The organism is Streptomyces sp. NPDC104381, from assembly GCF_055583745.1.
The window spans coordinates 1-21,419 of the sequence record NZ_JBVJNK010000009.1; the positions used below are offsets into that span (position 1 = coordinate 1).

Annotated in this window: 18 protein-coding genes; 10 read left to right on the top strand and 8 right to left on the bottom strand. The window is 70.9% G+C overall.

The window, feature by feature from the left end; all coding sequences use genetic code 11:
• Positions 1–171 precede the first annotated feature (171 nt).
• The 5 genes from ACZ607_RS29065 to ACZ607_RS29085 are packed head-to-tail and all read right to left on the bottom strand — an operon-like array spanning position 172 to position 5,643.
• Positions 172–1,485 (bottom strand): DUF58 domain-containing protein, encoded by a 1,314-nt coding sequence (locus ACZ607_RS29065; RefSeq protein ID WP_469739412.1) that lies wholly within the window; start codon positions 1,483–1,485, stop codon positions 172–174.
• A gap of 10 nt (positions 1,486–1,495) precedes the next feature.
• Entirely contained in the window at positions 1,496–2,515 is a 1,020-nt protein-coding gene (locus ACZ607_RS29070; protein WP_469739415.1) for an AAA family ATPase, read from the bottom strand.
• The gene (locus tag ACZ607_RS29075; protein WP_469739418.1) at positions 2,512–3,741 is read right to left on the bottom strand and encodes a DUF4350 domain-containing protein; all 1,230 of its coding nucleotides are present in this window, start codon (positions 3,739–3,741) and stop codon (positions 2,512–2,514) included. The genes ACZ607_RS29070 and ACZ607_RS29075 overlap by 4 nt, the downstream gene beginning before the upstream one ends.
• Positions 3,738–4,427: a DUF4129 domain-containing protein gene (locus ACZ607_RS29080; protein ID WP_469739420.1), complete on the bottom strand. Its 690-nt coding sequence runs from the start codon at positions 4,425–4,427 to the stop codon at positions 3,738–3,740. Before ACZ607_RS29080 ends, ACZ607_RS29075 begins: the two co-directional genes overlap by 4 nt.
• A gap of 4 nt (positions 4,428–4,431) precedes the next feature.
• Positions 4,432–5,643: a proline-rich domain-containing protein gene (locus tag ACZ607_RS29085; protein ID WP_469739421.1), complete on the bottom strand. Its 1,212-nt coding sequence runs from the start codon at positions 5,641–5,643 to the stop codon at positions 4,432–4,434.
• Positions 5,644–5,783: 140 nt separating this feature from the next.
• On the opposite strand from ACZ607_RS29085, the gene mtnA reads away from it, so the two are divergent.
• The 7 genes from mtnA (at position 5,784) to ACZ607_RS29120 (ending at position 14,343) form a co-directional block, all read left to right on the top strand.
• Complete coding sequence (gene mtnA / locus ACZ607_RS29090) at positions 5,784–6,929, top strand: S-methyl-5-thioribose-1-phosphate isomerase (RefSeq protein WP_469739422.1); 1,146 nt, start codon at positions 5,784–5,786, stop codon at positions 6,927–6,929.
• 4 nt (positions 6,930–6,933) lie between these two features.
• Complete coding sequence (mtrA, locus tag ACZ607_RS29095) at positions 6,934–7,623, top strand: two-component system response regulator MtrA (RefSeq protein WP_187281934.1); 690 nt, start codon at positions 6,934–6,936, stop codon at positions 7,621–7,623.
• A gap of 1 nt (position 7,624) precedes the next feature.
• A complete protein-coding gene (gene mtrB / locus ACZ607_RS29100) occupies positions 7,625–9,658 on the top strand; it encodes an MtrAB system histidine kinase MtrB (protein ID WP_469739425.1) in 2,034 nt (677 codons plus the stop codon).
• Positions 9,648–11,507 carry an LpqB family beta-propeller domain-containing protein gene (locus ACZ607_RS29105; protein ID WP_469739428.1) on the top strand — a complete coding sequence of 620 codons (1,860 nt, stop codon included), beginning with the start codon at positions 9,648–9,650 and terminating at the stop codon, positions 11,505–11,507. The genes mtrB and ACZ607_RS29105 overlap by 11 nt, the downstream gene beginning before the upstream one ends.
• A gap of 86 nt (positions 11,508–11,593) precedes the next feature.
• On the top strand, positions 11,594–12,376 hold the full coding sequence (locus tag ACZ607_RS29110; RefSeq protein ID WP_469739430.1) for a ComF family protein: 783 nt from the start codon (positions 11,594–11,596) through the stop codon (positions 12,374–12,376).
• A 329-nt stretch (positions 12,377–12,705) separates the two neighbouring features.
• Positions 12,706–13,395: a ribosome hibernation-promoting factor, HPF/YfiA family gene (gene hpf, locus ACZ607_RS29115; RefSeq protein ID WP_469739433.1), complete on the top strand. Its 690-nt coding sequence runs from the start codon at positions 12,706–12,708 to the stop codon at positions 13,393–13,395.
• Between the two features lie 195 nt (positions 13,396–13,590).
• Entirely contained in the window at positions 13,591–14,343 is a 753-nt protein-coding gene (locus ACZ607_RS29120; RefSeq protein WP_099172962.1) for a response regulator, read from the top strand.
• On the opposite strand, the gene ACZ607_RS29125 is transcribed toward ACZ607_RS29120, so the two are convergent.
• Positions 14,336–15,544 (bottom strand): winged helix-turn-helix domain-containing protein, encoded by a 1,209-nt coding sequence (locus ACZ607_RS29125; protein WP_469739436.1) that lies wholly within the window; start codon positions 15,542–15,544, stop codon positions 14,336–14,338. The two genes, ACZ607_RS29120 and ACZ607_RS29125, sit on opposite strands and share 8 nt — an antisense overlap.
• Positions 15,545–15,554: 10 nt before the next feature.
• Entirely contained in the window at positions 15,555–16,145 is a 591-nt protein-coding gene (locus ACZ607_RS29130) for a GNAT family N-acetyltransferase (protein ID WP_469739440.1), read from the bottom strand.
• A gap of 241 nt (positions 16,146–16,386) precedes the next feature.
• On the opposite strand from ACZ607_RS29130, the gene secA reads away from it, so the two are divergent.
• Positions 16,387–19,209, top strand: a complete 2,823-nt coding sequence (gene secA, locus ACZ607_RS29135; RefSeq protein ID WP_469739442.1) for a preprotein translocase subunit SecA — start codon at positions 16,387–16,389, stop codon at positions 19,207–19,209.
• A 186-nt stretch (positions 19,210–19,395) separates the two neighbouring features.
• Here the strand turns inward: secA and ACZ607_RS29140 are convergent, their stop codons facing one another.
• Complete coding sequence (locus tag ACZ607_RS29140) at positions 19,396–19,812, bottom strand: Rv3235 family protein (RefSeq protein ID WP_469739444.1); 417 nt, start codon at positions 19,810–19,812, stop codon at positions 19,396–19,398.
• Positions 19,813–20,090: 278 nt separating this feature from the next.
• Between ACZ607_RS29140 and ACZ607_RS29145 the strand changes: the two genes are divergently transcribed.
• Positions 20,091–20,597 (top strand): DUF6912 family protein, encoded by a 507-nt coding sequence (locus ACZ607_RS29145; protein ID WP_469739446.1) that lies wholly within the window; start codon positions 20,091–20,093, stop codon positions 20,595–20,597.
• A gap of 79 nt (positions 20,598–20,676) precedes the next feature.
• Complete coding sequence (locus ACZ607_RS29150) at positions 20,677–21,348, top strand: HAD family hydrolase (protein ID WP_469739448.1); 672 nt, start codon at positions 20,677–20,679, stop codon at positions 21,346–21,348.
• The last annotated feature ends 71 nt before the right edge of the window (positions 21,349–21,419 follow it).

The window sequence follows — 21,419 nt, forward strand, 5'->3', positions numbered from 1 at the left end:
CCCTGTGGGAGAGTAGGACGCCGCCGAACAATTATTGCGGACTAGCCCCGTGCCCTTGTGGCACGGGGCTTTTCTGCGTTTACCGGCCGCCTTCGCCGGCAGCCCCCATGCCGTGGTGGCCGGGAGGGCTGCCGTCCGAATAGCTGGCTTACGAGCTCCGTTTCAAGCGGGCTACAGCCGGCCTGCCGCCTTCAGCGCGAGGTAGGCGTCAGCCAGGGCGGGAGCGAGTTCGTCGGGGGCTGCGTCGACGACCGTCACGCCATGCCGCCGGAGCTGGTCCGCGGTGCGGCGGCGCTGGGCCTGTGCCTGTGTCCCTGCGGCCGCCTCGTAGATCGCGTCCACTGTGCCTCGCGCGCGGGCCATCGCCTCGACATGGGGATCCGCGACGGCCGCCACCAGAACCGTGTGGCGCTGGGTGAGCTGAGGAAGGACCGGAAGGAGGCCCTCCTCGATGGGCGCGGCGTCCAAGCTGGTGAGCAGGACGATCAGGGACCTACGGGGAGCATTCGCCAGCGCGGCTGTGCTCAGGCCGTGAGCGTCGGTCTCCACGAGCTCGGGTTCCAGTGTGGCCAGCGTGCTGACAAGCGTCGCCAGGACGTCCCCTCCCGCTGTTCCGGCCCGCACCTGGGCCCGGACACGACGGTCGTAGGCGATCAGGTTCACGCGGTCGCCCGCGCGGGTGGCGAGGGCGGTCAGGAGGAGCGTCGCGTCCATGGCGGCGTCGAGCCTCGGTACATCGCCCACCCGGCCAGCTGATGTGCGGCCGGTGTCGAGGACGACGAGGATGTGGCGGTCGCGTTCAGGGCGCCAGGTACGGACAGCGACCGCGGACTGGCGGGCAGTTGCCCGCCAGTCGATGGAACGGGTGTCGTCGCCCGGGACATAGGCGCGCAGGCTGTCGAACTCCGTTCCTTCTCCACGTGTCAGGACGCTGGTCCGGCCGTCGAGTTCTCGCAGCCGAGCGAGGCGTGAAGGCAGATGCTTCCGGCTTGTGAAAGGCGGCAGCGCCCGGACCGTCCACGGCACGCGGTGATACCCCTGGCGCGAGGCGAGCCCCAGCGGGCCGAACGACCTGACGGTGACGCGGTCGGCCTCACGATCCCCGCGCCGCGAAGGACGCAGGAATGTGGTCAGACGACGGCGCTCGCCGGCGGGCACCTCGAACTGGTGCCGGGACGAGGCATGTTCGGCCTCCGTCGTCCAGCTGCTGGGAGGCCAGGCGTCGCGGAGGTGGGCGCGGAGTCGACGACGGGACGGATTGGTCACTGTGAGTTGCACTTCTGCGGTCTCGCCGAGTCGAACGGATGTATCACCGGATCGGGTGAACTGCAGCGTACGTACTGGCGCTGCCAGGGCGTAGTCGCACAGAATTGCCAGTGAGAGCGGGACTTCGACGGTGAGTATGCCTGTCCAGCTCGGAGCCAGGATGCCTACAGGGAGTGACCCCAGAGCCGCCACCAAGGCGGCTCGACCGGTGAGGGCCATGGTCACCGCCTCACCGGGGGACGGGGACGTGGGCGAGGACAGAAGTGATGACGGAGTCCGCGGTGACTCCCTCCATCTCCGCCTCGGGCCGCAGCTGTATGCGATGGCGAAGTGTGGGCAGGGCGAGGGCTTTCACATCGTCCGGGATGACATAGTCCCGGCCGGTGAGCCAGGCCCAGGCCCGTGCGGTGGAGAGCAGTGCGGTGGCTCCTCGGGGGGAGGCGCCGAGGTTGAGCGAGGGGGATTCACGCGTGGCACGACAAATATCCACGACATAGGCCGCGATCTCGGGGGAGACCGAGGTCTTGGCGACGGCGGCACGTGCCGCTTCCAGGTCGGCGGGGCCGGCCACGGGCTGTATGCCCGCTGCCTTGAGGTCGCGAGGGTTGAACCCGTCCGCGTGGCGGGTGAGCACGTTGATCTCGTCCTCGCGCGTGGGAAGGGGGACCGTCAGCTTGAGGAGGAAGCGGTCCAACTGGGCCTCGGGCAACGGATAGGTGCCCTCGTATTCGACAGGGTTCTGGGTGGCTGCCACCAGGAAGGGGTCGGGCAGCGGCCGGGGGGACCCGTCGATGGTGACCTGGCGTTCCTCCATGGCCTCCAGCAGGGAGGACTGCGTCTTGGGCGGGGTCCGGTTGATCTCGTCGGCGAGCAGCAGGTTGGTGAAGACCGGGCCGGGCTGGAAGGAGAACTCGGCGGTGCGGGCGTCGTAGACCAGTGAGCCCGTCACGTCGCTCGGCATCAGGTCGGGCGTGAACTGGACGCGCTTGGTGTCCAGTTCGAGCGAGGCGGCAAGCGCGCGGACCAGGAGTGTCTTCGCCACTCCGGGGACGCCCTCCAACAGGACATGGCCTCGACAGAGGAGAGCCACGACCAGGCCCGTCACGGCGGGGTCCTGGCCGACGACGGCCTTGGCGATCTCGGAACGCAGGGCTTCCAGGGATGCGCGGGCGCTGTCGGAGTCCACGGAGGCCGCAGGGGCCCCTGTGGGTGCCGCAGGTTCGGCGGTCTCCGGGGTCGGGGCGCTCATGACGTGCGTACCTCTCTTTCGAGGGCGTCGAGTTGATCGGTCAGAAGGACCAGCGCGGCGTCATCGGCCGGCGCCGGGCCGAAGAGGAGGGCGCCGGCATCGCTGCGCTGACTGCTGAGGCGTGCGGCAAGGGCGGGAAGGAGCACGGCGGGGGAATCGGTATCACGGGGTGACACACCGAGGAGGGGTGAGATGCGGTTCCGCGTGGCGGAGCGCAGGGCGGCCGCGGCGCGGCCGCGGGCGTCGGCCCTGCGATAGAGGCGGGCCCGTCCTTCGGTGGATTCGGAGGCACGGATGGCGACCGGCAGCTTCTCGGTGACCAGGGGGCCGAAGCGGCGGCCGCGCCAGATGGCGGCGAGGGCGGCGGCGAGGGCCAGTTGAAGGGTGGCCCAGAGCCAGCCCGAGGGGATGAGGCCGATGAAGCCGCTCTCTCCTTCGGCTCCGCCGTCGGTGTCGTCGCCCGGGCCGGCCGTTGCGCCTTCGGCCGCTGAGGGATCGTCGAGCGAGGGGAGGTACCAGAGGAGATGTGGGCGGGATCCGAGGAGTTGCAGGCTCAGCGAGGCGTTGCCCTGCTGGTCGAGACGGTCGTTGTGGAGGAGGTCGGGGGAGCCGAGCAGCACGGTGTCGCCGGCTTCCTGGCCCGGCAGGACGAGGAGGGAGGCCAGTCCGTTGTCCGGGTAGCAGGCGGTGGTCCCGGGTGCGTCCGTCGCGTAGTGGATGCCACCCAGGTCGGTGGTTCCCGCGGTGCGGGCCGCGGGGAGCTCGCAGCGGGGGAGACGGGCGGTCACCGGGCCGTGTGCTGCCTGGTGCACACCGGGTGCGAGGCGGGCCACGGAGGGGCCGCCGGGGGCGATGAGGACGGTTCGGCCCGCGGAGTCGGCGGTCTCGGTATGAAGGCGCTGCTGCTGGTGCGCGGTGAGCGTGTTGGGCGCGGTGACGAGCAGTGTGGTGTCGGGGCCCGCCGCCCCTGTGGCCTCGTCGAGGGTGGTGGCGATGTCGATGGAGACGCCGCGGTCCTTGAGGAGTTCGGCGATGGCCCGGCTGCCGTGGGGGTCCGTGGAGCGGGGGTCGAGCGGACCGTGCCGGTCGCCGGAGCGTACGGCGGCGAGGGCGACCCCGGCGACGACGAGGATGAGGACGGCGAGCAGCAGCCCTCGGACGCGCTGCCAGATCTGTTGGGGGCTGCGGGACTGCGATGTGGTGGGGGCGGCCGCAGTGGCGGTCATGCGGCGGCTCCCCGCGCAGTGCCGGCGGCCGACAGCGGTTTGGCTGCTTCGAGATCGCGGTCGAGGGTGCACAGGGCCAGATACGCGGGCTCGTCGGCGGTGCGGCCGCCGTATGTGACGTCGTCGAAGACCCGGGCGGCGGCGCGGAGCCGGTCGGCATGCGCGGGCATCAGCCTGCCCGCCTCGGAGGCTGCCTCGTCGGCGGTGCGGCCGGGGCGCGGGTCGAGCACGGCCCGGTCCTCCAGGGAGCGTACGAGGGCGCGCATCCGTTCCTGGACGGCTTCGGTCCAGCGTCGGGCTTCGGCGTGTGCGGCGGCCGTGGCGCGGTGGTCGGCCGCGCTGCGCAGGGTGTCGCCGAAGAGCGTCTCCGGGGAGTGCGCGCTGCGCCGGGGGGTGCCGAGCCTCCACCACAGGGCGGCTCCCAGGCCGGCCAGGATCAGGACGAGCACGACGAGCCCGAGCGGGCCGCCGGGGGCGGACCCGGCGGCGCCGGAGAAGAGGTCTCCGACCCAGTCCCAGAAGCGGTCGAAGCCACGTTCGAGGAGGTTCGGGTCGTGTTCGTGGTACATCGGGTCGGACAGTTCGTCGCGCGCCGCTTCGCGGGCAGGGACGCGTGGTGTGTCCACGGGTATGTCCTCGCCCGCCCTGATGAACCGTACGGCTGTGGTGCCCCCCGCCCCCGTCACCGCATCAGCTCCTGGGGGTGTCGTAGCCGGGAACACCCGCGGCCCGGGCGAGTTCCAGGTCGAGCGCTTCGCGGCGGATGCGCTGGTCGACGTAGAGCAGGGCCATCACTCCGGCGGTGAAGGGGTAGGCGAGCGTCGAGACGATCACTTCGCCGATGCCCGTGATGACGAGGAAGGGCCAGCCGAAGTCCGCGGAGTTGCCGTTGAGGAGCTCGCTGAGGCCGTCGCTGTCCACGGTCACGGCGATGATGCCGAACGGGACCGTGATGATCAAGGTCACGACGATGACCAGCAGGTAGGTGAGGGCCAGGATGCCGAAGGTGCGCCACCAGTTGCCCTTGACCAGCTTGGCGGAGCGGCGCAGCGAGGTGAGTACGGGCTGCCGTTCCAGCATCAGCGCCGGCGCCGCGAGCGTGAAGCGGATCATCAGCCAGAGAACGACGGCACAGGCGCCGAGGAAGCCGAGGACCGTCAGGGCGAGTCCGCCCCCGCCGTCGCCGAGGGCCAGGCCCGGAAGCAGGCCCACGGCCGTGATCGCGGCGCTCATCAGGCTCAGCAGAAGGGTCAGCCCGAGGAGTGGCAGGAGCCGGGGGCGGGCCTCGGACCAGGCTTCGGCGAGGGTCACGCCCCGGCCCAGTACGGAGCGGCTGATCACCACGGTGAGCACCGAGGTGGTGATGAGGGTGGCGATCATCGCGATGAGCGTGCTGGGCGCGCTGGTGATCAGCTGGGACTGCGCCGAGTCGGTCGCCTGACGGATGGCCTCCGCCCCCGTCGCGTTGGGGTCGACCGACTTCTGCTCGGGCAGGACGAAGCGCTGCATGAGGATGATCAGGAGCTCGGCGATCACGGAGACGGTGAGGCTGATGCCCAGGACCGTGCGCCAGTGCGCGCGCATGGTGGACACCGCGCCGTCGAGGATCTCGCCGACGCCCAGCGGGCGGAGCGGGATGACACCCGGCTTCGCGGCCATGGGCGGGCGGCCCCATCCGGGCCCTCCCTGCGGCATGCCGCCCCAGCCCGGTGCGGGCGGTGGGGCGCCCGGGCCGCTGCCGGGGGCGCTCGGCGGGGACCACTGGCCCGGCGGCGGCTGTGCGGGAGACCACTGTCCGGCGGGCCCGCTCCCGTCGACGGGAGCGGAGGGCCTGGGAATGCCCTTCTCCTGGCCGTCGGAGGGGGCGGATCCGGGCGAAGCCCAGCCCGGAGAGTCGTTCATCGTCGCTCCTTCACAGTCCTGCCCGCTCATCGGGGCGGCAGGTTGCCAGCCATCGTGCCACGCGTGGGTCCGGTGCGGGCCTGGCGCCGTATCTCCTTCTTGCCTTCGTGTGCGGGCGGTTCAGCGGGCAGACTGGGCAGATGGCTGATCAGGACGCGCAATCGCCGGTGGGCATCGAGCCTCCGGCCCTCTCCGTACTCCGCTGGGCCGAGCCTCCGGAAGGTCCTGCGGTGGTGCTCCTCGACCAGACGCGGCTGCCCGCCGAAGAGGTCGAGCTGGTGTGTGCCGATGTGCCCGCGCTGGTGCGGGCGATCCGGACGCTGGCGGTGCGGGGAGCACCCCTGCTGGGCATCGCCGGAGGGTACGGGGTGGCGCTGGCCGCTGCCCGGGGTGAGGACGTGGCGCAGGCCGCGGAGCTGCTGGAGCGGGCGCGGCCCACCGCGGTGAATCTCGGGTACGGGGCGCGGCGGGTGGCGCGGGCCCACCAGGAGGCCGCCGGGAGCGGGTCCGGTCCGGAGGCGGCCGCCGCGGCCCTGGCCGAGGCGCGGGCTCTGCACCGGGAGGACGCGGAGGCCAGTGGCCGCATGGCGCAGTACGGCCTGGAGCTGCTCGCGGAACTCCTGCCCGGGGGCGGCGGACACCGGCTGCTGACCCACTGCAACACCGGGGCGCTCGTGTCCGGCGGCGCGGGGACGGCGTTCGCGGTGGCCCTGAGGGCGCACCGGAAGGGCGGCCTGCGGCATCTGTGGGTGGACGAGACCAGGCCGCTGCTCCAGGGTGCCCGGCTGACGGCGTACGAGGCGCGGCGGAACGGGATGCCGTACAGCTTGCTCGCGGACAGTGCGGCGGGTTCGCTGTTTGCGGCGGGGGAGGTGGATGCCGTAATCATCGGGGCGGACCGCATCGCCGCGGACGGCTCGGTGGCCAACAAGGTGGGGAGCTATCCGTTGGCGGTGCTCGCGAAGTACCACCATGTGCCGTTTGTCGTCGTGGCCCCGACGACCACCGTCGATCTGGGGACGGTGGACGGCACATCGATCGTCGTGGAGCAGCGTTCCGCGACGGAAGTGACAGAGTTCACATCGAAGCCGGGTGTCGGGGGCGGAGGTGAAGGGGGCGGGACGGTCGTCGCGCCGCCGGGGACCAAGGCGTACAACCCCGCATTCGACATCACGCCGCCCGAACTGGTCACGGCGATCGTCACGGAGGAGGGCGTAGTTTCCCCGGTCACGGGGGTCGGACTGGCAGAGCTGTGTGCCAGATCATCGCAGGTAACGATTAGCTAATGGGATGATGTCGTTTATGAAGGGACGCGTCCTTGTCGTCGACGACGACACCGCACTGGCCGAGATGCTCGGCATTGTGCTGCGGGGAGAAGGTTTCGAACCGTCGTTCGTAGCGGACGGCGACAAGGCACTGGCCGCATTTCGTGAGGCCAAGCCGGACCTGGTGCTGCTGGACCTCATGCTGCCCGGAAGGGACGGCATCGAGGTCTGCCGGCTGATCAGGGCCGAGTCAGGTGTGCCGATCGTCATGCTCACTGCCAAGAGCGACACGGTCGATGTGGTGGTGGGCCTGGAATCCGGGGCCGACGACTACATCGTCAAGCCGTTCAAGCCGAAGGAGTTGGTCGCCCGGATCAGGGCCCGTCTGCGGCGGTCCGAAGAGCCCGCGCCGGAACAGCTGGCGATCGGTGACCTGGTCATCGACGTGGCCGGCCACTCGGTGAAGCGGGAGGGGCAGTCCATCGCCCTCACCCCGCTGGAGTTCGACCTGCTGGTCGCTCTCGCCCGCAAGCCGTGGCAGGTCTTCACCCGTGAGGTGCTGCTCGAGCAGGTGTGGGGTTATCGCCACGCCGCCGACACCCGACTGGTGAACGTGCATGTCCAGCGGCTCCGCTCCAAGGTGGAGAAGGACCCGGAGCGGCCCGAGATCGTCGTGACCGTCCGTGGTGTCGGTTACAAGGCCGGACCGAGCTGACATGACCCTGGGCAGCGCTGCTCCGCCACCCGGGGTGCCCGGGGCCCGTACGGAGCGGGCTGCCGGTCCGGCACGGAGTGCTTCTCGTTTCGGGCGGGCCTCGCTGGGCGGCCGGTTGTTCCGCGACCGGACGCCCGGCGGCCCCGTGCCGCGGCTGCTGATGCGATGGATCCGCGGTCCGCTGCTGCCGGCCGTCCGCCTGTGGCGCCGCAATCTGCAGCTCCGCGTCGTGGCGGGCACGCTGCTGATGTCGATCGCCGTGGTCCTCCTCCTCGGCTTCGTCGTGATCGGGCAGGTCCGCAACGGGCTGCTGGAAGCGAAGGGCAAGGCCGCCCAGACACAGGCGGCCGGCGGTTTCGCCGCCGCCCAGACGAACGCGAACGCGCCGCTCGTCCCGGGTGACCAGAGCGAGGAGGGCGCCGACGGGATGACCGCCAACACCTCCTGGCGCACCGAACTCGTCGACCAGCTCGCCAGTGGCGGCACGAACGCCTTCAACGTGGTGGCGCTCAGCCCCGACTCCGTGGGCCACGGCACCACCAGCAGGGCCCCGCGCGGGTCGGGCAGCGTGGAGGCGTCCAGCATCCCGCAGAAGCTGCGGGACGACGTGGGCAAGGGCGCGGGTGCCTTCCAGACGTACTCGCTGATCCGGTACTCGTACGGGAAGGATCCGGAGCCCGGTCTCGTCGTGGGCAAGCGGCTCTACGACGTCGACCACAACCCGTACGAGCTGTACTACCTCTTCCCGCTCACGCAGGAGGAGAAGTCGCTGACCCTGGTGACGACGACCCTGGCCACGGCCGGTCTGTTCGTCGTCGTGCTGCTGGGTGCCATCGCCTGGTTCGTGGTGCGCCAGGTCGTCACGCCCGTACGGATGGCGGCGGGGATCGCCGAGCGGCTCTCCGCGGGCCGGCTCCAGGAGCGGATGAAGGTCACCGGCGAGGACGACATCGCGCGCCTCGGCGAGGCCTTCAACAAGATGGCGCAGAATCTGCAGCTGAAGATCCAGCAGCTGGAGGAGCTCTCCCGCATGCAGCGGCGCTTCGTCTCGGATGTCAGCCACGAGCTGCGCACCCCGCTGACGACCGTGCGGATGGCCGCCGACGTCATCCATGAGGCGCGCGTCGACTTCGACCCGGTCACGGCCCGGTCCGCCGAGCTGCTGGGCGACCAGCTCGACCGCTTCGAGTCGCTCCTGTCCGACCTGCTGGAGATCAGCAGGTTCGACGCGGGGGCCGCGGCTCTGGAGGCGGAGCCGATAGACCTGCGCACGGTCGTGCGGCGGGTGATCGGTGGCGCCGAGCCGCTGGCGGAGCGCAAGGGCACGCGGATCCGGGTGGTCGGTGACGAACAGCCCGTGGTCGCGGAGGCCGATGCCCGCCGTGTGGAGCGGGTCCTGCGCAATCTCGTCGTCAACGCCGTCGAGCACGGTGAGGGCCGGGACGTGATCGTGCGGATGGGTGTCGCGCAGGGTGCCGTGGCCGTCGCGGTCAGGGACTACGGCGTGGGGCTCAAGCCGGGTGAGGCGACCCGGGTCTTCAACCGCTTCTGGCGGGCGGATCCGGCACGGGCCCGTACCACCGGGGGCACCGGGCTTGGCCTGTCGATCGCCGTCGAGGACGCCCGGCTGCACGGGGGCTGGCTGCAGGCCTGGGGCGAGCCCGGTGGCGGTTCGCAGTTCCGGCTGACCCTGCCGCGTACGGCGGACGAGCCGCTGCGCGGTTCGCCGATACCGCTGGAGCCGGAGGACTCCCGGCGCAACCGGGAGGACCGTGAGCGTGCCGAGGCGGCACCGGCGGTGAGCGATCACCGGCTGATGTCCGTACCGAGCCAGACCGGTTCCCCGGCGCGTTCGCAGCTGGCCGGACCGGCGCACGGGTCCACGGCGTCGCGTACGACGGCGTCGGTCGATCCGGCGGCCCTGCCGGGCAGTGGGGCACGCGTGGTGTCGCGTCCGGCCGGGGAACGGCCGGGCGGGGGCACCGACCCAGAGGCGCAGGACCGGGAGCAGGAGGACACGACACGTGGACACTGACCGCCGTCGGGACCGCCGCGCGGTGCGGTTGTCCGTGCTGCTCGGCTGCGGCGTCATGCTGCTCGCCGGGTGCGGAGCGATGCCGGTCACCGGGGACGTGAAGGCGGTCGACGCCTCGCAGCCGGGCGATTCCCAGGTCCAGGTGTACGCCGTCCCTCCGAGGGAGGGGGCCACGCCCATCGAGGTCGTCGACGGCTTCCTGGAGTCGATGACCAGTGACGACCCGGACTTCCGTACGACCCGCCAGTACCTGACGGCGGAGGCCGGCGAGGCGTGGCAGCCGGGCGAGGGCATCACGGTGCTCGCCAAGGCGCCGAACCGCAACGGGCCCACCATCCACGACAAGGAACGCCGGAACACCGAGACCACCTACGCGCTGACCGGCGAGCAGGTGGCGGCGGTCGACGCGCAGAGTTCGTACCGGCCGCTGGCCCCGTCGGAGTACGACCAGATGCTGCACCTGGTCAGGGAGAAGGGGGCGGACGGCAAGCAGGAGTGGCGCATCGACATCGTCCCGGACGGACTGGTGCTCGGGCAGTCCGACTTCAAGCGCCTCTACCGGTCCGTGAACAAGTACTACTTCGCCGCCGGGCTGACGGACGAGTCGGCGGCACTGGTCGCCGATCCCGTCTACGTGCGGAACCGCACGGACCCCGTCACGCGGATGGACACGGCCACGCAGACGGTGCGGACGCTGCTGGAAGGCCCCTCGAACTGGCTGCGGCCGGTGGTCGATTCGCGCTTCCCGGAGGGGACGGCGCTGAAGAGCGGGGTCACCTCACTGACGACGGACGACCAGAACGTCCTGAAGGTGCCGCTCAACAAGAAGGCCGACGGGGCGGGGCAGGGCGCCTGCCGGATGATGGCGGCCCAGGTGCTCTTCACGCTGCGGGACCTGACGTCCGCCCGGGTGGGGCAGGTCGAGCTGCAGGGTGACCGGGGGCCCTTGTGCTCCCTCGGCGCCGACGAGGCGGAGGACTTCGCCTCGGGCAACGGCTCCGGCGAGCCCGCCAGCCAGTACTTCGTGGACGACAAGGGGCACGTCCAGCGCATCCCCGGGAGCAGCAAGGGCGGCGGGGAGCCGGAGCCGGTGATCGGCCCGCTGGGCAACGGGGCGGCGGCCATGAGCGCCGTGGGCGTGGCCAGGGACGAACAGCAGGCCGCCGCGGTCTCGCAGAACCAGCAGCACCTCTACGTGTCCTCCCTCGGCGAGGAGAGCGAGCTGGCGGCCCCCGTGGTGTCCAGCGCGGCGAAGAAGGCCTCGGACCGCCTGTCGGCACCGAGCTGGGACGGCCGGGGTGATCTGTGGGTCGCCGACCGCGATCCGGCGGATCCCCGGCTGCTGCGTCTGGCCGGCGGTTCCGGAGAACCGCAGGAGGTCTCGGTGCCCGGCCTGAACGGCGGGCGGATCGAGGCGCTGCGGATGTCGTCCGACGGGGTGCGGATCGCCCTGCGGGTGTCGAGGGACGGGCATACGACGCTGCACATCGGCCGGGTCGAGCGGCACGGCTCGGGGGACACCGAGCAGGTCTCGGTGGAGGACCTGCGCCAGGCGGCGCCCCAGCTGGCCGAGGTGACGGCGGTCTCCTGGTCCGGGCGCAGCCGTCTCGTGGTGGTCGGCAAGGAGGAGGGCGGCGTGCAGCAGGTGCGTTACGTCCAGGCCGACGGGTCCACCTCCTCCTCGGGGGTCCTGCCGGGCGTGAACCAGGTGACGGCCGTGGCGGCCGCCGACGACGACCAGCTTCCGCTGATGGCGGACACCGAGGGCGACGGGATAGTGAAGCTGTCGCCGGGCGACAACTGGCAGACGGTTCTCAAGGAGGGCTCCTCGCTGGTCTACCCGGGCTGACCAGCCCCGGTGCGGGCGGCCCCGGTTGTCCACAGGGGTTTTCCACAGGGGTGGCGCGTGCCTGACCGCCCGGTCACAGTGGGACCGTGCGCGGCTGGTGGCAGGAGATCGTCGGACTGGTGCTGCCCGTGGCCTGTGCCGGCTGCGGGTGGCCGCGGACGGAGTTGTGCGAGGAGTGTGCCGCCGGGCTGGCGGCCGGGCCGCGCCGGGTGAGGCCCACGCCCGAGCCCGCGGGACTCCCGGCGGTCCATGCGGCGGCGTCGTACGAGAACGCCGTACGGGCGATGCTGCTGGCCCACAAGGAGCGAGGGGCACTCGGCCTCGCCGGAGTACTCGGCGGGGCGCTGGCGGCCGCCGTGCGGGCCGGAGCGGGGGCTTCCGGTGAGCGGGGTCCCTTGCTGCTGGTCCCCGTGCCGTCCACGCGGCGGGCGACGGCCGGGCGCGGTCATGATCCGGTGCGCAGGATCGCGGCGGCCGCCGCGGCCGGACTGCGGCGCGGAGGGACGCCGGCCCGGGTGCTGGCCGTGCTGCGGCAGCGGCGCGCGGTGGCCGACCAGGCGGGGCTGGGTGCCCGGGAGCGGCAGGCGAATCTGGCGGGTGCCCTCGTCGTCGCGGACGGCGGCCGGAGGCTGCTCGGCGGAGGCCGGGTGGTGCTGGTGGACGACCTGCTGACGACGGGGGCGTCACTGGCGGAAGCGGCCCGTGCGGTTCGTGTGGCCCGTGGGATCCGTGGTGTCCGTGCCGCGGGCGACAGCCGTGCCATGGGCGACGTGGGGGGCGCGTGGGATCAGGCTGAGGGCGCGCCGGACGGGCTGCGCGCTGCTGTTGTCGCAGCTTCTCCGTCTGCCTTCGAAATAAACCGGAACTGACAGATAACTTTCATCGTTGCAGGTAGTGCGTGGGTAAAGGGCCCCGATCGGAGGTACGCGTGAGTAGCGGGTGCCGACACGGTGGTGGGCAGGCTATGTTCGGTTGTGAGGGACGGTGAATTCCGTACCTCCGTGAATGCGCCACCAGGTTTCGGGCAGGTAACTCACCAGTACGCCAGAAGCATGGAAATCGGTGGGGTGGAGTCCCTGCCGACGGGGGAGGAGGAGGTGACAGCCACCGAGTCCGCGGCTCCGGCGATCACCGGAGCCTGGTGCAAAAGGGAGATGCTCCGCCGCCGAAGCGGAGCGATCCGGGAACGGAGTTCTGCGTGGACATCGTCGTCAAGGGCCGCAAGACCGAGGTACCCGAGCGGTTCCGCAAGCACGTGGCCGAGAAGCTGAAGCTGGACAAGATCCAGAAGTTCGACGGCAAGGTGATCAGCCTCGACGTCGAGGTGTCCAAGGAGCCCAATCCCCGTCAGGCCGACCGTGCGGCAAGGGTGGAGATCACGCTCCGCTCGCGTGGGCCGGTCATCCGGGCGGAAGCGGCAGCAGGCGACCCGTACGCAGCGCTTGACCTGGCCACGGACAAGCTGGACACGCAGTTGCGCAAGGAGCACGACAAGCGCTACAGCAGGCGGGGCAACGGCCGGCTGTCGGCGGCCACGGTCGGCGAGGTCGTGCCGGACGCCGCCTCGTTCAACGGGGACGGGGAGCTGATCCCCACCGAGCCGGAGCCGTCCGTGCCCACCACCAGGATCGGCTCGCTCGAGGTACAGGGCGAAGGACCGCTCGTGGTGCGCGAGAAGATGCACGTCGCCGCGCCGATGACGCTCGACCAGGCGCTCTACGAGATGGAGCTGGTCGGGCACGACTTCTACCTGTTCGTCGACTCCGAGACCAAGGAGCCCAGCGTCGTCTATCGGCGGCATGCCTATGACTACGGTGTCATTCACCTGAGGACCGACCCGCTGGCCGCCGACGAGGCGGGCGGCGCGGGTGGTGCGCTCGGCGGCTGACACCCATCGCTCACAGCCGATACGCGGTGCCCCTGGAAGCGTCAGCGCGCTCCCGGGGGCACCGCGTGCGACCGCGGGGGCACCGCTTCGGCGGCCGGGCATGAAATCATGGCGCCCCAGGCCAATCAGTGCTCCGTGCACTGCCGTTGGCGGACAGCCTGTGACCTCAGGCAGTGGCCTTCAGGGGGAGGAACGATGGCGGACACCTTCGGGCCCGTGCGCGGGACGAACGATGCCGACAGCGCTGCCGGTGCGGATTCCGTTGCGGACGACGGCAGTTCCCGCAAGGAACCCATCAGGGTCCTCGTGGTGGACGACCACGCGCTCTTCCGCCGGGGCCTGGAGATCGTCCTCGCGCAGGAGGAGGACATCCAGGTCGTCGGAGAGGCGGGGGACGGGGCGGAGGCCGTCGACAAGGCGGCGGATCTGCTGCCCGACATCGTGCTGATGGATGTGAGGATGCCCAAGCGCGGCGGCATCGAAGCCTGCACCTCCATCAAGGAGGTGGCCCCCAGCGCGAAGATCATCATGCTGACCATCAGCGATGAGGAGGCCGACCTCTACGAGGCGATCAAGGCGGGCGCCACGGGCTATCTGCTCAAGGAGATCTCGACCGACGAGGTGGCCACGGCCATTCGCGCGGTGGCGGACGGCCAGTCCCAGATCAGCCCCTCGATGGCGTCCAAACTGCTCACCGAGTTCAAGTCGATGATTCAGCGCACCGACGAGCGCCGGCTCGTTCCCGCGCCGCGGCTCACCGAGCGTGAGCTGGAAGTGCTCAAGCTCGTCGCCACGGGCATGAACAACCGTGATATCGCCAAGGAATTGTTCATTTCCGAGAACACGGTGAAGAACCACGTCCGCAATATTCTGGAGAAGCTCCAGCTGCACTCCCGGATGGAAGCCGTGGTCTATGCCATGCGGGAGAAGATCCTCGAGATCAGGTAGCGGAAGGGCGCACGGCGTCCGGTGCCTGCCGAAGGGCCCGGGCGATCTCCGCCATGAGCGGCTCGCGCAGCTCCGCCGCGTCGACGCGCTCCAGCCGTACGTCCGTGCAGCCGACCCAGGACGCCGCCTCCACGAGGGCCTCGGCCATGGGCGCCGCGGACTTGACGCCGTCCAGGGACACCTGGCGGGCGACCAGCGTGGTGCCCTCCCTGGCCGGGTCGACCCGGCCCTGAAGCCTGCCACCCGCCAGCAGCGGCATCGCGAAGTAGCCGTGGATCCGCTTGGCCCGGGGGACGTACGCCTCCAGGCGGTGGGTGAAGGTGAAGATCCGCTCCGTGCGCGCGCGCTCCCAGATCAGTGAGTCGAACGGCGACAGCAGCGTCGTACGGTGCCGTCCGCGCGGCTCCGAGGCGAGGGCGTCGGGATGGGCCCAGGCCGGCTTCGCCCAGCCCCGCACCGACACCGGTACCAGCCCGGACTCCGCCACGACGGAGTCGAACTGCTCGGCCTTGATCCGGTGGTAGTCGGCGATGTCCGTCCGGGTGCCCACGCCCAGCGACTGCCCCGCCAGGGCCACCAGCCGGCGCAGGCACTCCCTGTCGTCCAGGTCGTCGTGGAGCACGGCCGCCGGGATCGCGCGCTCGGCCAGGTCGTAGACCCGCTTCCAGCCGCGCCGCTCGGTGCACACCACCTCGCCGTACATCAGGGCCCGCTCGACGGCGACCTTGGACGCCGACCAGTCCCACCACTCCCCGCCGTTCTTCGCGCCGCCGAGCTCCGTCGCCGTGAGCGGGCCCTCGGCGCGCAGCTGGTCGATCACCGTCCTGTAGGCCCCGTCGGGCAGGTCGTGGTTCCAGTGCGGCCGGGCCCGGTAGGCGCGGCGGCGGAACGCGAAGTGCGGCCACTCCTCGACCGGCAGGACACAGGCGGCGTGCGACCAGTACTCGAAGGAGCGGCCGCCCGACCAGTAGGCCTCGTCGACCGCACGGCGGCCGAGCGCGCCGAGACGCGCGTACGGCACGAGCTCGTGCGATCGGGCCAGGACCGAGATGGTGTCGAGCTGGACGGCTCCGAGACGGCGCAGCACCCCGGGCACCCCGCCCCGGCGGTCGGGAGCGCCCAGGAGTCCCTGGGCGCGCAGCGCGATACGGCGCGCCTGGTCGGCGGAGAGTTCCAGGACGGGCGGCGGCACAGACGTCATGCGTCGAACCCTAGAGCGCGCCACTGACATCGGGGGCCGGTCGGTGGGGATGGGTGCCGGGCAGCCCCAGATCGGCCGGGAGGAGGGCGCCGACCCAGGTGTCGCGTCGTATGCCCTTGTTGAACAGGGCCGACCGCTGCTCACCCTCCATGCGGAACCCCGCACGCAGGGCGACCGCCCTGGACGGAGCGTTGCCGATCTCGGCCCTCCACTCCAGGCGGTCCGCGGCGAGGGCGGTGAACGACCAGCGGGCCGCCGCCAGCACCGCTTCCGTCATGTAGCCGACGCCACGGTGCTCCTTCGCGATCCAGAAGCCCACCTCGTACGTGCCGGGAAGGGTACGGCGGTTGACGCCGAGCGCGCCGATGAGCGGCCCGCCGTCCCGCAGGAGGACCGCGAAGTTGTACATCGTGTCGTCCTGCCAGCCCGAGGGGGAGAGCTTCCGGGTGAAGAGTTCCGCGTCGGCACGGGTGTACGGCGACGGGACAACCGTCCAGCGCTGGATCTCGGGATCCTGGCACGCGAGGTACGCCGCGTCGGCGTCCTCGGGCGCGAAGGGGCGCATGAACAGGCGTTCAGTGGTGAGCGCGGTGGGTTCCATGCACGAATTCTGGTGAGGGGGAGCGCGGGAAGCGAGCACTTTTCGGTGCTTCCCGGCACCTTCCGTCCCCTCCGGCCGTTGTCCTGGAAGGGCGCGGCGGGGAGAACGCCGTGGCAGCCCTCCCGGCGTGGCGGGGTCCTCGCTTACGATGGCCGTTGCGGTGGGGCCCACCTGCCGTGCCCGCGCCAGAGTCCATCACACGACCCAGTGCCAGGCCCGACCGGCAAGGAGACCAGCCTCAGTGTCCGTCTTCAACAAGCTCATGCGTGCAGGCGAAGGCAAGATCCTGCGCAAACTGCACCGCATCGCGGACCAGGTCAGCTCCATCGAAGAGGACTTCGTCAACCTCTCCGACGCCGAGCTGCGGGCGCTCACCGACGAGTACAAGGAACGGTACGCGGACGGCGAGAGCCTGGACGACCTGCTTCCCGAAGCATTCGCGACCGTCCGTGAGGCCGCGAAGCGCGTCCTCGGACAGCGCCACTACGACGTCCAGATGATGGGCGGTGCCGCCCTGCACCTCGGCTATGTGGCCGAGATGAAGACCGGTGAGGGCAAGACCCTCGTCGGTACCCTGCCCGCGTATCTCAACGCGCTCTCCGGCAAGGGTGTGCACCTGATCACGGTCAACGACTACCTGGCCGAGCGCGACTCCGAGATGATGGGCCGGGTGCACAAGTTCCTCGGCCTCGAGGTCGGCTGCATCATCGCCAACATGACTCCGGCCCAGCGCCGCGAGCAGTACGCCTGCGACATCACGTACGGCACGAACAACGAGTTCGGCTTCGACTACCTCCGCGACAACATGGCGTGGTCCAGGGACGAGCTCGTCCAGCGCGGCCACAACTTCGCCATCGTTGACGAGGTCGACTCGATCCTCGTCGACGAGGCCCGTACGCCGCTGATCATCTCCGGCCCGGCCGACCAGGCCACCAAGTGGTACGGCGACTTCGCCAAGCTGGTCACGCGTCTCACCAGGGGTGAGGCGGGCAACCCGCTGAAGGGCATCGAGGAGACCGGCGACTACGAGGTCGACGAGAAGAAGCGGACCGTGGCCATCCACGAGCCCGGTGTCTCGAAGGTCGAGGACTGGCTCGGGATCGACAACCTCTACGAGTCGGTGAACACCCCGCTCGTCGGTTACCTGAACAACGCGATCAAGGCCAAGGAGCTCTTCAAGAACGACAAGGACTACGTCGTCATCGACGGCGAAGTCATGATCGTCGACGAGCACACCGGCCGTATCCTCGCCGGCCGCCGCTACAACGAGGGCATGCACCAGGCCATCGAGGCGAAGGAAGGGGTGGACATCAAGGACGAGAACCAGACGCTCGCCACGATCACCCTGCAGAACTTCTTCCGCCTGTACGGCAAGCTCTCCGGCATGACCGGTACGGCGATGACCGAGGCCGCCGAGTTCCACCAGATCTACAAGCTCGGCGTCGTGCCGATCCCGACGAACCGGCCCATGGTCCGTGCCGACCAGTCGGACCTGATCTACCGCACCGAGGTCGCGAAGTTCGCCGCGGTCGTCGACGACATCGCGGAGAAGCACGAGAAGGGGCAGCCGATCCTGGTCGGCACGACCTCCGTCGAGAAGTCCGAGTACCTCTCGCAGCAGCTCTCCAAGCGCGGTGTGCAGCACGAGGTCCTCAACGCCAAGCAGCACGACCGTGAGGCGACGATCGTCGCGCAGGCCGGCCGCAAGGGCGCCGTCACGGTCGCCACGAACATGGCCGGCCGAGGCACCGACATCAAGCTCGGCGGCAACCCGGACGACCTCGCCGAGGCGGAGCTGCGCCAGCGCGGCCTCGACCCCGTGGAGCACGTCGAGCAGTGGGCGGCCGCCCTGCCCGCCGCGCTGGAGAAGGCCGAGCAGGCCGTGAAGGCGGAGTTCGAAGAGGTCAAGGAGCTCGGCGGGCTGTACGTGCTGGGCACGGAGCGGCACGAGTCGCGCCGTATCGACAACCAGCTGCGCGGTCGTTCCGGCCGCCAGGGCGACCCGGGCGAGTCCCGGTTCTACCTGTCGCTGGGCGACGACCTGATGCGGCTGTTCAAGGCGCAGATGGTCGAGCGCGTCATGTCGATGGCGAACGTGCCCGACGACGTCCCCATCGAGAACAAGATGGTGACCCGGGCGATCGCCTCCGCGCAGTCGCAGGTCGAGCAGCAGAACTTCGAGACGCGTAAGAACGTCCTGAAGTACGACGAGGTGCTCAACCGGCAGCGCGAGGTCATCTACGGCGAGCGTCGCCGCGTCCTGGAGGGCGAGGACCTGCAGGACCAGATCCGCCACTTCATGGACGACACGATCGACGACTACATCCGGCAGGAGACGGCCGAGGGCTTCGCCGAGGAGTGGGACCTCGACCGGCTGTGGGGCGCCTTCAAGCAGCTCTACCCGGTGAAGGTCACGGTCGAGGAGCTCGAGGAGGCCGCGGGCGACCTGGCCGGCGTGACCGCCGACTTCATCGCCGAGTCGGTCAAGGACGACATCCACGACCAGTACGCGGAGCGTGAGAAGACGCTCGGCTCGGACATCATGCGTGAGCTGGAGCGGCGCGTGGTCCTGTCGGTCCTGGACCGCAAGTGGCGTGAGCACCTCTACGAGATGGACTATCTCCAGGAGGGCATCGGGCTGCGGGCCATGGCGCAGAAGGACCCGCTGGTCGAGTACCAGCGCGAGGGCTTCGACATGTTCAACGCCATGATGGAAGGCATCAAGGAGGAGTCCGTCGGCTACCTGTTCAACCTGGAGGTCCAGGTCGAGCAGCAGGTCGAGGAGGTCCCGGTGCAGGACGACGCGGAGCGGACCTCGCTCGAGAAGCAGGACGCGCCGGTGGCGGCGGGTACCGGACGCCCGGAGATCCGGGCCAAGGGCCTGGACGCCCCGCAGCGCCCGGACCGGCTGCACTTCTCCGCCCCCACGGTGGACGGTGAGGGCGGTGTCGTCGAGGGTGACTTCTCCAACGGCGACGGTGCGCGGGCCGAGGGTGACGGCATGACCCGGGCGGAGCGTCGTAAGGCGCAGAAGAGCGCGAGTGGGCGGCGCCGCAAGAAGTAGCGGCCCTGCCTGCCTGGCCCGGATGCCCTTGGGGTGTCCGGGCCAGGTGCGTTTGGTGGGCTTCTGCGGGGTTCTCCGGGTCGGTGGGTGTGTGCGGGTGCCTCCCTGGCGCCCCGGGGCCGGAGAGGCGCTCCTGCGGCCCCCTGGGGCTGTTGTGCGGGTTCGGCGCGGTGTGTCCTCGACTCCCTACCTGACCGCCGGGAGGCGTTCGCCGCCCAGGTCGATGGCGGCGCAGCGCCAGCGGAGGTCGGGGCCCTGTTCCAGGCGGAAGGCCATGGCGCGGACCTGCTCGCCCGTGGCGATGCTGGCGAAGGCCTCGACCACGCCGTCGGCCGGCCGGCTCCCGTGGCAGGCGCGGACGACCGGGCGCCGGCAGCCCGCGCCGAGCGGCGCGTCCGGGGCGAGCTCGGCGAGCTGGTCGTAGGCCTCGCCGATCGTGTGGCCGAGCATCCAGTGGACCGGCCGCTGGCCGCTGAGGACGGCGAGCAGGCGTTCCGCGAACCACTGGTGCGGGCGCAGCGGCCGCCGGGGCCGTTGCGGCGGTACCGTGCCCGGCCTGCTGCCGTCGCGTCGTCCGGCCGGCCTCGTCCTGTCCTTGCTCATGCTCGTAGCCCCCGTGGCTGCTGTCCGGAGCCCGGTGAGTACCGGGCGGTAACTTTGCTGGGGATCTTCTACGGGCCGGGGCGTCGGCCCCGCAACCGGCGACGCGGGCCCGTCGCGCGTCCGGGGAGATCACCTATCCGGGTGAGGGGCCCGGCGCCGCAAGGGAACAGCGGGGGTGACGGCCGTCGCGCGGTGGACAGCGGCGGGCGGATCGGCAACCCCGAAGGGGGACGTCGCACGTATCCTGATGGCGTCATCGACTACGAAAGCGGTCAGCCATGCGTGTGTACGTCCCCCTGACCCTCTCCGGTCTCGCCGCCGTGCAGAAGGCGGGCGAGGTCGGTCCGGGGCCGCTCACCGCCTACGCCGTGACGCCCGGTCTGCGCGAGTGGTACGTCTCCGACGACATCGAGGAGCTGGAGTACGCGGCGCTCAACCGGGCCGCCTCCGCCTCCCTGCGGCTGATCGCGGGCCGGCCCGAGGAGACCCGGCGCCGGGTCGTCGTCGCCCTGGACGTGCCGGACGGGGCGGCGGTGGCCGATCCCGACCACGTCCTGGACGCGTCCTCGCTCGGCGAGGTGCGCATCGCGGACGCGGTGGCGCTGGCGAAGGCCGCCGCCGTGCACGTGGACGCCGACGACGCCGAGAAGGACGTCGCCGCCGCGGCCGCGGCGCTGGGCGCCGCGGACCTGGGCGACGACGACGCGCAGTTCACCGTGGACGGTGCGGAGGACCACGAGCTGCTGTGGTTCGGGATCCAGGAGATCCCCGGCCTGCTGGCCTGACCGCCTGCCGGCCTCACCGTCCGGCCGCCCGACCGGCCGCCCGGCGGTGGCTGTCGTACCCGGCGAGTACGTTCTACTCATGGCGACATCGGGGAAGCACCGCACACATCTGGTCTGGGACTGGAACGGCACACTGCTCGACGACATCCACGCGGTCCTCGGGGCGACGAACGCCGCCTTCGCCGAGGTCGACCTGGAGCCGCTCACGCTGGACCAGTACCGCGAGATGTACTGCGTGCCGATACCCAAGTTCTACGAGCGGCTCATGGGCAGGCTCCCCACCCCCGCCGAGTGGGAGCGGATGGACGGCCTCTTCCACCGGCACTACACCGAGCAGCGGACGGCCTGCGGGCTGACCGACGGCGTCGAGGAGCTGCTGACCCGCTGGCAGGCCGGCGGCCGGAGCCAGTCGCTGCTCAGCATGTACGGCCATGAGCATCTGGTCCCGGTGGTCCGGGGATACGGCATCGAGCGCCACTTCGTCCGCGTCGACGGCCGTACGGGCCCCTCCGGCGGCAGCAAGGCCCAGCACATGGAGCGCCACTTCGAGGTGCTCGGCGGGATAGCTCCGGAGTCCGCGGTGGTCATCGGTGACGCGGTGGACGACGCCGTGGCCGCCGCGCACGTCGGCGCGCGCGCCGTGCTCTACACCGGTGGCTCGCACAGCCGCAGCAGCCTGGAAGCGGCGGGTGTGCCCGTGGTGGACACGCTCGCCGAGGCCGTCGCGCTGGCCGAGCTGATGGCGGACTGAGCGCATCTGCCCGTCTGTGCGCCCTTACGTGCAGGAACGGTCCCGTGCGATGTCCAGAGTGTCAAAGTTCG